The sequence below is a fragment of the Hymenobacter persicinus genome, from assembly GCF_004167665.1.
GTDB lineage: Bacteria > Bacteroidota > Bacteroidia > Cytophagales > Hymenobacteraceae > Hymenobacter > Hymenobacter persicinus.
The window spans coordinates 1-12,177 of sequence record NZ_SEWE01000054.1 but is presented as its reverse complement, the minus strand read 5'-3'; the positions used below and the strand labels follow the sequence as shown (position 1 = coordinate 12,177).

Below are 12,177 nucleotides of genomic sequence, written 5' to 3'. Positions count from 1 at the left end.
TCCTTCGGGAATGCCGGCCGCCAATTTTCGTTTTCCCCCTTTTCCTTCTCTCTCCTCCCCGTGCCCCTCGCCCACCCCACTGCCATGAACATCGGAATTGTCTGTTACCCTACTTTCGGCGGCTCCGGCGTGGTAGCCACCGAGCTGGGCAAAGCCCTGGCCCTAAAAGGGCACCGCGTGCACTTCATCACCTACAGCCAGCCCGTGCGCCTCGACTTCTTCAACGAGAACCTGTTCTACCACGAGGTCTACATTCCGCCCTACCCGCTGTTCCAGTTTCCGCCCTACGAGCTCGCCCTGGCCTCGAAGATGGTTGACATCGTGCAGAACGAGAAGCTCGACGTGCTGCACGTGCACTATGCCATTCCCCACGCCTCGGCCGCTTACATGGCCAAGCAGATTCTGCGCACCAAGGGCATCAGCATCCCGGTCATCACCACCCTGCACGGCACCGACATCACCCTCGTGGGCAAGGACGCCAGCTACGAGCCCGTCGTCACGTTCAGCATCAACCAGAGCGACGGCGTGACGGCCGTATCGGCGGATCTGCGCAAGGAAACCTACGAGTACTTCGCCATCGAGAAGGACATCGAGGTGATTCCCAACTTTATCAACCTGGAGCGCTTCAAAAAGCAGAACAAGGGCCACTTCAAGGCCGCCATTGCCCCCAACGGCGAGAAGCTGCTGGTGCACACCTCCAACTTCCGCTCCGTCAAGCGCGTCGACGACGTGGTCAACATCTTCGCCGGGGTGCGCCGGCAGATTCCGGCCAAGCTGCTGCTGGTCGGCGACGGGCCTGACCGGCCCCGCATCGAGAAGCTCTGCCGCGATATCGGTTTCTGCGACGATATCCGCTTTCTGGGCAAGCTCGAGGCCGTGGAGGAAGTGCTCAGCATTGCCGACCTGTTTTTGATGCCTTCCGAAAAGGAAAGCTTCGGCCTGGCCGCCCTGGAAGCCATGGCCTGCGAAGTGCCGGTTATAAGCACCAACGCCGGTGGCATCCCGGAGCTGAATCTGCACGGCGTGACGGGCATGATCAGCGAAATCGGCGACGTAGCCGACATGGTTAAGAATTCGCTCTTCGTACTTGAAGACGACAACCTGCCCCGCTTCAAGGAAGCCGCCCGGGCCCGGGCCGAGGAGTTCGAAGTCGGCAAGATCCTGCCCCGCTACGAGGCCTGCTACCAGCGCGCCATCGACGCGGTGCTGGCCACGGCGTAGGGTGGTTTTTGGTTGGTGGTTTTTGGTTTTTGGCCGCAAACGGCCGTTCGGAATTTAGCCACACAGAAAACCCCGCTCAACGCGTTGAGCGGGGTTTTGCGTTCGGTTTTCCACTCCAAAGAACCAAAAAAGAATCACCAAAAACGAACCTAAAACAGCCCGGTGGCTTCGCGCTTGATGGCGTTCAGGGCGCGGGCCGTGGGGTCGGCTTCGTCGGTCATCAGGGTCTCGAGGATGCGCTTGGCCAACTCGGTGCCCCGGGCCTGCTGGGGCGTGGGCAAGCCGTGGTAAGCCTTATTGATCATGGTCAGGATATTTTCCTTGGCCTGCTTCACCTGGTCCCAGACCTCGGGGCTCATGTAGAGCTGCTGGCTGAGGTTGTGCTCGTACTCAGCCCGGATTTCGGACACGAGCAGGCGGTGAAACTCGGGCGCCGTCTGCCCCGAGCTGTTCAGGCGCACGAGCAGGTTGTTAGGTGTGATACGCTCCAGCAGCAGCGTCACCCGCTCGTAGGCCTGCAAGCGCAGGGGCAAGGTTTCCTTGGAGCTTTGCAGGCGCAGCTCAATCAGGCGGCGCTGCTGCTCCTTGTCCAGGTATTGCTGGATCAAGTAGAAAATGGAGCCGGCGACGATAAGCGCCGGCAGAATGATTTTGAGCAGATCGAAGACGTACGCGGTGGTGTCCATAGAGGGGGTAAACGGGCTTGGTAGCGCGGGGCAAGGTCGGGAAATATTCTCTGAACCGGATGCCCGCGCCTGATGTTGTATAGCATCGAAGTCAACGGGGTATTGCCGGGGCTTCGTATCTTTGCGCCTACTCTTCTAACTCCGAACGCACTATGGCAACGGCCGTTTCAACTAAGACTGCTCCCATCACCCTCACGCCGGGGGCTTTGGTTGAGGTAAAAAATATCATCGAAGACAAGAAAGTGCCCCAGGACTACGGCCTGCGCATCGGCGTGCAGGGCGGCGGCTGCTCGGGCATGAGCTACCTGCTCGGCTTCGACAAGGCCAAGGACAACGACGAGGTCTACGACCTCGACGGCCTGAAGCTGATCATGGATAAGAAGCACGCCATGTACGTGCTGGGCATGGAAGTCGACTTCCAGGACGGCCTCAACGCCCGCGGCTTCGTCTTCAACAACCCCCAGGCCAAGAGTACCTGCGGCTGCGGCACGTCGTTTTCGGCGTAAGCAGTTAGCCTTGATTTATACAAAAGCCCCGGCCTTGAATGGTCGGGGCTTTTTGCGTTTGAGGTAGTAAACTGCTTTAAACAGGCTGAATATTTATTACCATCCGTTCAGGGGCAACAAGAGACTCCTGCCGCTCGCATTTCCACTTTGAACCCGGAGTCAGCCCTTGGATAGTACTCCCATCGGTAATCACGTCTCCCTGCTCATACGTGTAATAGGCGTAGTTCCAGAGGAGCTGACCGACTTCACTTTCATCTAGGTGGGTAAAACGAATCTGAAAATCGGGTAGCCCTAGCAAGTACAGGCCGACTGTGTCAAGAATTGTCTCGCCTTCCACTCCGTTGCTGACATTGAAAAGCCGCACATTGACCAAGCCATGCAGGGCGCGCTTTTCGCTATTCTCCCAGGAATCCACCAAATCTGCCGGAGCAATAAGCTTCTGCGCTCCGAGTGCATAAACCACCTGCGGATTCATGGCCTTGGTCACTGCCGTCAAGAAATTCATGAACAGCATCAGCCGGGACTTATAATCCAACTGCCGCGTCATGAAGTCGGACAAAAGCACTTCGTATCGGCAGGCGACAGCAGCCTTAGTGGCTTCCGACCAGTGCCAGTTTTGTTGAAAGGACTCCGGGCTTACCACAGCCTCTACTTTGCCAGCATCTGGAAAAAAAATGGTGCACTGTGCTGGAATGACTTTGTCAGCAAGCTCTACTCTGATTTCAGGGAAGAAAAAGAGCTGCGGGCTGGGATTATCCACTTCGGTAAAGACCTTCTTCAGCTCTTCAAGAATACTTTGACGGTCAAATACCGGCGCGTTTTCAAACAGCAGTTTGGCTGTCAACATTTGTGGATAGTTACCCCACTCCTCTTCCGGCGGCGGAACCTGATTCTTCTTTTTGAGGAAATCAAAAATGCCCATTGGTACTGTTTCTTAACTACAGGGTCTTTTATCAACTGGTAAATTAACTGCTTCTCACCCACCCCGACCGCTCAAATCGCACTTCTCCGCTTTTCGTCCGGCCCGTTTCCTGCCAGCCCTGGTGGCGGTAGAAGGCTTCGGCGCGGGTGCCGGGGGCGGTGCTGAGCCAGACGGGGTGCGGGGTTTGCCGGAAGTACCAGCTCAGCATCCGGTCGTGGAGGGCGGAGCCGAGGCCCTGGCCTTCGTAGTCGGGGTGGACGAACAGGGCCCAGATACTGTGGTCCTGCACATCGGCAATGGCAAAGCCCGCGACGCGGCCGGCGGCGTCTTCGGCCAGCCAGCCCCGGCCGCGGCGGGTGAGGTAGTCCACGTAAGCCTCGTAGGGCACTCGGGCGGGGTCAGACAGGCGGTTTTCGCGCACGGCCACGCGCACTTCCATGAGCTGGGGAATATCGGCGACGAGGGCTTCGCGGTAGAGCATGATGGGGAAGTAACTCTAAAAACAGGGCTAAACCAGTTTTTTTGCGGGCTTTTGGGGTGACCATACCGCGAACAGCTGAATCCAGGCCGCGAACCGTTGGGGCGCCACCGCGAACGGTTGCGGCGCCACCGCGAACCACCGGGGCGAGGCCCCGAGCCGTTGGGACTTGGCCGCGAGATACTGAATCCAGACCGCGAACCATCGGGACTGCACCGCGAGAGGCTGAGTCCAGACCGCGAGCAACCGGGGCGGGGCCGCTAGTCGAAGTCGTAGGGGTAGTTGATTTCGTCCAGGTCGCGGCGCAGGGCTTCCCAGTCGGCCACGTGCGTCACCAGGGCCTGCACCATGGGCTTGGTCAGAGTTTCGCCGTAGTACAGCTGGGTGACGGGGCCCAGGGGCAGGCCGTCCTTGGGGAACCGGTCTTCCTCGAAGTACTCCTGGGCCCAGTCGATGTAGGTGCGCGGGTGGCCGTCGAGAATGTAGAGCAGCTCGTCGGAGCCGTCGTCGGTGGCACCCTTGCCGAGCTGCCAGGGCTCGTTGTCAATGGTCCAGAGGCAGAACGTGGTGCCGATGGAATTGACCGGCTCCCCGAAGATGAACTCGTGAAACGGCTGGGGCAGGCCGTGGGTGAGCTGGGACTTGTCGGCCTCCTCCAGGCCGTCGGCGTAGCCGTTGATGACGGCCCCCTCGGGCGCAAACAAGACCAGCATCTGGTCACCCTCGCCGTCGTTCATCTCGAAGACCTCCTCCCCTTCGCCCCAGTGGGCGTCGTAGGTGTGGTAGCGGTATTCTTCCTCGGGCGAAATAATGGCATCGAGGACGGCCAGGGCCTTGCAGATGCGTTGCAGGTCTAGCTCGGCGGGCAGGGCGGTGAGGTCTTGGGTGGAAAGCATAGGATTTGTGAGCGGGTTGCTGCTTAATACGTCTTGGTCATGTCGGCGGGTACGGCCAGGACGAAATCGGCTTTCTGGCGGTGGTCCTGGTCTAATGTACCGATTTGCTCCTGGCTCACGGTGCTGATGGTGAGCACGCGCAGGTTGGGGTTTTGCTGGCGCAGGTAAGCCAGGATGCCGTCGTGGTTGTCGGAGTGGTAGGCACCGTTGAGGTGGAGCAGCAGGTGGCCTTCGGGGCGGGCCTGGTTGAGGAAGTAGGCCATGGTGGCGTCTTTCAGGGCCTGAGCCTGGATGATGTTGCGCACCCCGGCCGCGTGGGCCGCGTCGGAGCCGAACATCGTGACCATGTTCTTGTAGCCCGGCAGCTCATAATCCACCTTCAGCGGCAAAGGTACCAGCCAGGCTTTGGTCGGGGCTGAGAGCGTGTCGAGGGCGGCAAGGCCATTTTTGCCCACCAGCGCGGCGTAGCGCCGGGGCACGTTGGTGCCCACTACCCGAAATTTCTGCTGGCGGGCCAGTTGGAGCAGGGGCCGGTAGTCGGTGGCGTAATTGGGCCAGGGGCGGCTTTGGGCCGCGAAGTCGGCATCGTTGAGCTCCCCGGTGGTGTAGGCATCCACCAGGGGCTGCACGTCGCGCTCAAACATTTCCAGCCCCAGCACCAGCTGGCCCTGGCGGCGGCGCAGCAGGTCTTTGGTGAGCTGCAGCTCGAGCCAGTGGGCCAAGGGGTCGTTGTGCTGCTCGCCGAAAAACACCACGTCGGCCCCGGCCAGGGCGTTGAGCATTTTGTCGTAGCTGACGGCCTTGCCCGCGGCCGTGAAGAGGCGGTAGGCCGGCCGGTCGTCGGCGCGGAAGCCGAGCAACAGCAGCAACAGGGGCAGCAGCAGGAGTTTGTTGAGCATGGCAGGCGGGGGCAGCAGCATCTGGTGTGGACACGAAGCCCGGGCGTAAAAATAGAAAGCCCCGGCATCTTACCGACGCCGGGGCTTTCGGAGCGGGTTCGGAGCTTGTCTATCCCTTGTAGAACATCCAGCGCGACAGTTCGGCGTAGGTTACTTTCTTGCCGTACATGAGCACGCCCACGCGGTAGATGCGGCTGGCCACCCAGGTCGTGAACAGGAAGCCGCCCACCAGAATGGCTGCCGAGAGCAGCAGCTGCCAGGTGGGCACGCCGAAGGGCAGGCGCATGACCATGGCAATGGGCGACGTGAACGGAATCATCGACAGCCAGAAGGCCAGCGGGCCGTTGGGGTCGCCGTTGATGATGACGTTGATGCTCACGATGTAGCTCAGAATAAGCGGAATTGTGACCGGAAACATAAACTGCTGGGCGTCGGTCTGGTCGTCGACGGCGGCGCCGATGGCGGCAAACAGGGACGAGTAGAGCAGGTAGCCCCCGAGGAAGAAGAACAGGAAACCGCCGAGGATGCTGCCGATGGGCAGGCCGTCGAGCACGCTCCAGATGTTGGGCGATGTGCCCGGCTGCGGGGCCTTCAGGGCCGGGGCCTCGTCGGCAGTAGTGGCGGTGGCAGCGCTGGCCGCAGCGGGAGCTTTGGCGGCAGCCGTGGTAGCCACGGGCGCCTTAGCGGGCTTCATCAGCATGGGAGCCACCACCGTGGTGATGGTGTAGGATAGAATCAGCCAAATGCTGAACTGGGTGAGCACCACGGCGGCAATGCCCAGAATCTTGCCCATCATGAGCTGGAAGGGCTTCACCGACGACATCATCACTTCCATGATGCGGTTCGACTTTTCCTCGGCTACCCCGCGCATCACCTGCACGCCGTAGATGAAGATGAACATGTAGACCAGAATCGACAGCACGTAGGCCGCGGCGGTGGTGGCGCCCACGCTGTTTTTGCTGCCGCCCTGCTGGGAGAGGTTTACGGCCGACAGCTCCACGTCGGCCTTGAGGTTGTCGATGGTTTCGCGGGTGAGGCCCGAGCGGGTCAGCTTCAAGTCGCCGACGGCCTTGTTGACGGCCTTGCGGATGTTGAGCTGGCGGTTGAGGCTCACGTTGCCGTTGGCCTGCAGCTGCACGCCCTGGCTGGCATCGACGGTGAAGCCGGCCGGAAACACGAGCAGGGCGGCCTGCTTGGGCCGGGCTTTCTGAAAGGCCGCGGTGGCCTGGGCCGGGGTGGCGCCCACGGCGGGCACGAAGCGAACTTCGTCGGTGGCCACGAGGTGGCTGAGCAGATCGAGGCCGCTGGCGTCGTAAACGGCTACCTCGTCGGGGGCCGAGGGCGCGTTGAGCTTGGCGATGCCCAGGGTGGTGCCGGCCAGCAAGAGCGGGGCCAGTAGGGAAATAACCAGGAAGCTTTTCTTACGAACCCGCGTGAGGTATTCGCGCTGAATGATAAGCCAGATTTTGTCCATGGGAGGTTAGAGCAGGGCGTTGGCGGTTTCGAGAGTTTCGGGCATCGTTTCCTGCACCCGGCGAATGAAGATGTCGTTGATGCTGGGAATCTGCTCCCGGAAGGCGTGCACCTCCACGTTACCAATCAGGTAGCGCAGCAAATCGTTGGGCGTGGTGCCGTGGTGCAGGCGAATCCGGTTGTAGAAGTGGCCGTTTTCGCGCTCCTTGTGCTCGAGCACCTCGAAGTCGGGGTGAATGACCATCAGCCGGCCCTTGCCTTCCACCTCGTAGGTCTGGGTTTTGAAAGCGTCCTTGATGTCGCGCACCGAGCCGTCGAGCACCTTGCGGGAGCGGTTAATCAGGGCAATGTTGTCGCAGAGCTCCTCCACCGATTCCATGCGGTGGGTGGAGAAGATGATGGTGGCCCCGCGGTTGCGCAGCTCCAGAATTTCGTCCTTGATCAGGTTGGCGTTGATGGGGTCGAAGCCCGAAAACGGCTCGTCGAGGATAATCAGGCTGGGCTCGTGCAGGACGGTGGCAATGAACTGTACCTTCTGCTGCATGCCCTTGCTGAGGTCTTCCACGTTTTTATTTACCCAGGGGCGCAGGTCGAGGCGGTCAATCCAACCCTTGATGCGCTGGGTGGCGTCGGCTTTGGTGAGGCCCTTGAGCTGGGCCAGGTAGAGCAGCTGCTCCCCCACTTTCATCTTTTTGTAAAGCCCCCGCTCCTCGGGCAGGTAGCCGATGTGGCCGATGTGCGAGGGGTTGAGCCGCTCGCCGCGGAAACGAATTTCGCCGGAGTCGGCGCCCGTAATCTGGGTGATAATGCGGATCAGGGACGTTTTGCCGGCGCCGTTGGGGCCGAGCAGCCCGAAGATGCTGCCCTCCGGGATGTCGAGGCTCACGCCGTTGAGGGCGACGTGGGCGGCGTAGGCCTTGTGCACGTCGATGGCTTGCAGAATGGGAGGCATGGAAAGAGAGGGGTTGGTCGTGGGCGTAATATTACTGGAACGAGATAAACCAGCGGCGTAAATCTTCCCCAACCGGGGAATTAGGGCGCTGACCGGTTGAAAATCCCGGCTGAAAGGCGAGTGATGCGGGCTACTGCGTTTCTTCCAGTTCGCGCAGAACGCCTTCGAGCCGGTCGAGGTGGCGGCCGTACTGGTGCTGCAAATGGTAGCGGGTAAGCCAGTGCACCAGCAGCCCCGTGACGAGGGCCGTCAGCGCCAGCCAGAGGCTTTGCTGCCAGAGGGTGCGGGCATCGCCGCGGAACAGGTGAGGCAGGTGGGTGTAAGCTGAAAACAGCAGGAAGCTTCCCATAACGACAAGCGTGGCCATGGTAAGCCGGTAGTAAAGCCGCAGCAGGCGCCGCAGCGTCCGCAGCTGCCGGGCTACCTGCCCGCGCAGGGGGCCATCCGTTGTGCCCAGACGGCTCAGCGCCCGCAGCTTGTGGTAATAGTAGTAGCCCATCAGCACCGCGGAGGTGAGCAGCAGCACGCCCAGCGGCCGGATCCAGGGTAGCCCGACGAACAGCAGTCCGGCCAAGGTAAGCCCCACGGTTATTATGGTCCAGATAATCTCGTGCCGGGCGTTGCGCAGCATCCGGGTCACGGGGCTGGTTGGGGACTCGGTAAGCAAGGCGCGCAGGGCAGCTTCATCGGCGGCGCAGCCAGCCGGTGTGGGCTGCTGTTGCCACTGCCGGCGAAAGTCGTGGAGGTCCATCAGGCGGGCTGGGTTAAAAGGTGGCGGAGCTTGTCCTGCACGCGGTGCATCTTCACCCGCACGTGGTTCTGGGTGATGCCGAGAATGTCGGCCATTTCCTCGTAGGTGCGCTCTTCCAGGTAAAGCAGCACGAAGGCCTTTTCCACGTCGGAAAGCCGGCTGATGGCGCTCTGCAACTCGGCCAGGTCGTCGGCGTCGGGCCCGGGCTCAGGCGGCGGGGCCAGGTCGGGCAGCTCGGGGCCCAACCGCTCGGGCGCCGGGTGGCGGGTGCGCTGACGCAGGCTGCTGATGGCCACGTTCAGCCCTACCCGGTACAACCAGGTGCTCACCTTGGCCGCCCCGGGCCGGTATTGGGGCCAGGCCCGCCAGAGCTGGAGCACGATTTCCTGGTAGAGGTCCTGGCGGTCGTCGGCGTCGGAGCAGTACAGCCGGCACACGCGGTGCAGCAGCCCCTGGTTCGCATTGACAACGGCTAGAAAATCGGGGGCGGCGGCGGCGGGGCTCATGGCAGAGGCAAGTTCCCCCAATATATCGGCGCGCCCCGCACGGCATTACAGGCTCGGCCAAGTTTTTTTCGCACTGCCTCCCCTACCCCAAGCCGCTCCGTTTCCCGCTCACTGGTTTGGGAGCATATTTTCCTAACTCCGAGAAATATGCTCCCAAAACCGGCACAAAAAAGCCCGCCTTCCCATTTGGGAAGGCGGGCTGTGCACTTGCTCACGAAATCCGAGAGAGTCCGTGGTTGAGCGTTTTTACTGGAAGTACTCCTTCACTTTCTCAAAGAAGCCCTTCTCGTTTTTGCCGGGGTTGGGCGTAAAGTTCTGAGCGTTGCGCAGCTTTTCGAGCAGCTCCCGCTCCTCGCTGTTCACGTTTTTGGGCGTCCAGACGCTGAGGTGGATGAGCTGGTCGCCGCGGCCGTAGCCGTTGAGGTCCTTGATGCCCTTGCCGCGCAGGCGCAGGATCTTGCCGGGCTGGGTGCCGGGGTCAACCTTGATTTTCACCTTGCCCTCGATGGTGGGCACTTCGATGCTGGCGCCCAGGGCGGCGTCGACAAACGAAATGTACTGCTCGAACATGATGTTGTTGCCGTCGCGCTTGAGCAGCTCGTGGGGCTCCTCCTCAATCTGGATGAGCAGGTCGCCGGGCACGCCGCCCCGCTCGGGGTAGTTGCCTTTGCCGTTCATGCTCAGCTGCATGCCCTCGGCCACGCCGGCGGGAATGTTGATCGGGATAACCTCCTCGTGGAGCTGGCGACCTTCGCCGTGGCAGACGTCGCACTTGCTGCTCACGATTTTGCCCTCGCCGTTACAGGTCGGGCAGGTCGAGGCGCTGACCATCTGGCCCAGCATCGTATTCACCACCCGCTTCACTTGGCCCTGACCGTGGCAGGTGCCGCATTCCTTCAGGTCGGTGCCGTTTTTGGCGCCGGTACCCGAGCAGGGCTGGCAGGCCACGTAGCGCTTCACCTTGATTTTCTTCTCGACGCCGTTGGCTACTTCCTCTAGGTCGAGCTTAAGCTTAATGCGCAGGTTGGAGCCTTTCTTGACGCGCCGGCCGCCTTGGCCGCGGCCCTGGCCGCCGAAGAAGCCCTCGAAGCCGCCGCCGCCGAAGATGTCGCCGAACTGGGAGAAGATGTCCTCCATGTTCGGAGCCCCGCCGCCGTTGCCGCCCATGCCCTGGTGGCCGAACCGGTCGTAGCGGGCGCGCTTATCTTCGCTCGACAGCACCTCGTAGGCTTCGGCGGCTTCCTTGAACTTGTCTTCGGCCGTCGGGTCGTCGGGGTTTTTATCGGGGTGAAACTTGATGGCCACCTTGCGGTAGGCCTTCTTGATTTCGTCGCCCGACGCGGTTTTGGCCACGCCCAACACCTCGTAATAATCTCGCTTCGTTGCCATCTGTATAGTTACTGACTGTCATGCTGAACTTGTCGAAGCATCTCTACCGCTTCGTTGCAACGGTAATTACCACTGCGGTAGAGATGCTTCGACTGCGCTCAGCATGACGTTCTGTTTTACTGGCCCAGCACCACCTTGGCGTGCCGGATTACTTTGTCGCCGAGGTAGTAACCCTTTTCCACCTCGTCCACGATTTTGCCTTTCAGGTCGTCGGAGGGGGCGGGAATCTGGGTGATGGCCTCGTGCAGGTCGGCATCGAAGTCACCGCCCTTGGCGTTCATGGGAGTCAAACCTTTCTGCTGCAGCGTTTTGTTCAGTTTGCCCTGAATAATGTCGATGCTTTCACGCACGGCGTCGGCATCGGCGGTGGCGGTGGCGTTGCGGGCGCGCTCAAAATCGTCGAGCACGGGCAGCAGGGCCACCATCAGTTCCTGATTGGCGGTTTTGAACAAGTCGGCGCGCTCCTTGGTGGTGCGGCGCTTGTAGTTGTCGAACTCGGCGGCCAGGCGCAGGTATTTGTCCTTGAGCTCAGCCAGCTCGGCGTCGGTTTTGGAGCCCTCCGCTTTGGGGGCACCACCGTCGAGGCCCTCGGGCGTGCCCAGGTCGGGTGCGTTGGGCTCTTCGGGCAATTCGCCAGCCACGTGGCTCGGGTCAGCGGACAGATTGTCGTCCTGAGGCAGGTTGGTATCTTCAGCCATTTTCGTAAATATTCGTCGGAATGGGTTTTTCACGGGAGTTGCCGTTGGGCTACCGGTCGGGCGCAAGGAGTTTGCCAAAGCGCGCTTGGCTGTCAGTTTGGCACGGAAACTTCACAGGAAAGACAGTTAGTTCAGCAGAACAGCGCAAGCCCTACCTTGCTGAACATTAATACACGTGACCAATGACTACCCAACTTGCTCGTGAGCAGCTTGCTCAAGCTTATCCCTGCGGCACAAACGTCAGCGGTACGGTAACTATCACTCCCCAGTTTGGTGTTTTTGTGCAACTAGATGGCTTCCCAGATGATGTGCTAGCTCTCTTGGAGATAGTTCACATACCGAACCTCAACTACCAACATTACCCTAACGATTTTCCTATTGGGGCACGAATTGAAGCTACAGTATTAGGTTGGACAGAGAATTCGGGCCAAGTTCGCCTTACTCAACTCAATCATCAGAACCAGCTATTGGTGGAATAACTACTCCTTGGCATTCAGCGCCTGCCAGATCATGTCCTTGAGCGGCTGAATATTCTTGTTGGTGAGGCTGGAAATGAAGATGGTGGGCAGGTCCGTGGGTAGGGTGGCGCGCATCTCGGCTTCCAGTTCATCGTCGATGAGGTCGGACTTGGTGATGGCCAGCAGACGACGCTTTTCGAGCAGCTCGGGGTTGAACTGCCGCAGCTCGCCGAGCAGGATTTCGTACTCGGCGGCAATGTCGTTGGAGTCCACCGAAATCATGAACAGCAGGATGGAGTTACGCTCAATGTGCTTCAGGAAACGAATTCCGAGCCCGCGCCC

Annotated in this window: 14 protein-coding genes and 1 pseudogene; 3 read left to right on the top strand and 12 right to left on the bottom strand. The window is 60.6% G+C overall.

Annotation, left to right across the window (positions count from 1 at the left end):
- Nucleotides 1–84 precede the first annotated feature (84 nt).
- Nucleotides 85–1,221 carry an N-acetyl-alpha-D-glucosaminyl L-malate synthase BshA gene (gene bshA, locus EWM57_RS18375; protein WP_129922767.1) on the top strand — a complete coding sequence of 379 codons (1,137 nt, stop codon included), beginning with the start codon at nucleotides 85–87 and terminating at the stop codon, nucleotides 1,219–1,221.
- A gap of 149 nt (nucleotides 1,222–1,370) precedes the next feature.
- Here the strand turns inward: bshA and EWM57_RS18370 are convergent, their stop codons facing one another.
- Nucleotides 1,371–1,907, bottom strand: coding sequence for a DUF7935 family protein (locus EWM57_RS18370; RefSeq protein ID WP_129922765.1), 537 nt, complete (start codon nucleotides 1,905–1,907; stop codon nucleotides 1,371–1,373).
- A gap of 152 nt (nucleotides 1,908–2,059) precedes the next feature.
- Here EWM57_RS18370 and EWM57_RS18365 point away from each other — a divergent pair, with 152 nt between their 5' ends.
- Nucleotides 2,060–2,413 carry a HesB/IscA family protein gene (locus EWM57_RS18365; RefSeq protein WP_129922763.1) on the top strand — a complete coding sequence of 118 codons (354 nt, stop codon included), beginning with the start codon at nucleotides 2,060–2,062 and terminating at the stop codon, nucleotides 2,411–2,413.
- A 76-nt stretch (nucleotides 2,414–2,489) separates the two neighbouring features.
- Here the strand turns inward: EWM57_RS18365 and EWM57_RS18360 are convergent, their stop codons facing one another.
- The 10 genes from EWM57_RS18360 to EWM57_RS18315 all read right to left on the bottom strand — a co-directional run bounded on the left by EWM57_RS18360 (nucleotide 2,490) and on the right by EWM57_RS18315 (nucleotide 11,377).
- A complete protein-coding gene (locus tag EWM57_RS18360; protein WP_129922761.1) occupies nucleotides 2,490–3,335 on the bottom strand; it encodes a DUF4261 domain-containing protein in 846 nt (281 codons plus the stop codon).
- 43 nt (nucleotides 3,336–3,378) lie between these two features.
- Nucleotides 3,379–3,816, bottom strand: coding sequence for a GNAT family N-acetyltransferase (locus EWM57_RS18355; RefSeq protein ID WP_129922759.1), 438 nt, complete (start codon nucleotides 3,814–3,816; stop codon nucleotides 3,379–3,381).
- A 257-nt stretch (nucleotides 3,817–4,073) separates the two neighbouring features.
- Nucleotides 4,074–4,709, bottom strand: a complete 636-nt coding sequence (locus EWM57_RS18350; protein WP_129922757.1) for a hypothetical protein — start codon at nucleotides 4,707–4,709, stop codon at nucleotides 4,074–4,076.
- Between the two features lie 23 nt (nucleotides 4,710–4,732).
- Nucleotides 4,733–5,608 (bottom strand): ChaN family lipoprotein, encoded by an 876-nt coding sequence (locus EWM57_RS18345; RefSeq protein ID WP_129922755.1) that lies wholly within the window; start codon nucleotides 5,606–5,608, stop codon nucleotides 4,733–4,735.
- Nucleotides 5,609–5,717: 109 nt separating this feature from the next.
- Nucleotides 5,718–7,082 carry an ABC transporter permease gene (locus EWM57_RS18340; protein WP_129922753.1) on the bottom strand — a complete coding sequence of 455 codons (1,365 nt, stop codon included), beginning with the start codon at nucleotides 7,080–7,082 and terminating at the stop codon, nucleotides 5,718–5,720.
- A 6-nt stretch (nucleotides 7,083–7,088) separates the two neighbouring features.
- Nucleotides 7,089–8,033 carry an ABC transporter ATP-binding protein gene (locus EWM57_RS18335; protein WP_129922751.1) on the bottom strand — a complete coding sequence of 315 codons (945 nt, stop codon included), beginning with the start codon at nucleotides 8,031–8,033 and terminating at the stop codon, nucleotides 7,089–7,091.
- A gap of 130 nt (nucleotides 8,034–8,163) precedes the next feature.
- Entirely contained in the window at nucleotides 8,164–8,784 is a 621-nt protein-coding gene (locus EWM57_RS18330; RefSeq protein ID WP_129922749.1) for a hypothetical protein, read from the bottom strand.
- Entirely contained in the window at nucleotides 8,784–9,290 is a 507-nt protein-coding gene (locus tag EWM57_RS18325) for an RNA polymerase sigma factor (RefSeq protein ID WP_129922747.1), read from the bottom strand. Before EWM57_RS18325 ends, EWM57_RS18330 begins: the two co-directional genes overlap by 1 nt.
- A gap of 246 nt (nucleotides 9,291–9,536) precedes the next feature.
- Nucleotides 9,537–10,679, bottom strand: coding sequence for a molecular chaperone DnaJ (gene dnaJ / locus EWM57_RS18320; protein WP_129922745.1), 1,143 nt, complete (start codon nucleotides 10,677–10,679; stop codon nucleotides 9,537–9,539).
- A 116-nt stretch (nucleotides 10,680–10,795) separates the two neighbouring features.
- Nucleotides 10,796–11,377 (bottom strand): nucleotide exchange factor GrpE, encoded by a 582-nt coding sequence (locus EWM57_RS18315; protein WP_129922743.1) that lies wholly within the window; start codon nucleotides 11,375–11,377, stop codon nucleotides 10,796–10,798.
- Between the two features lie 182 nt (nucleotides 11,378–11,559).
- Between EWM57_RS18315 and EWM57_RS18310 the strand changes: the two genes are divergently transcribed.
- Entirely contained in the window at nucleotides 11,560–11,856 is a 297-nt protein-coding gene (locus EWM57_RS18310) for a hypothetical protein (RefSeq protein WP_129922741.1), read from the top strand.
- Here EWM57_RS18310 and EWM57_RS18305 read toward each other — a convergent pair.
- Nucleotides 11,857–12,177: pseudogene (locus tag EWM57_RS18305) on the bottom strand (GTPase ObgE); the annotation flags it as partial.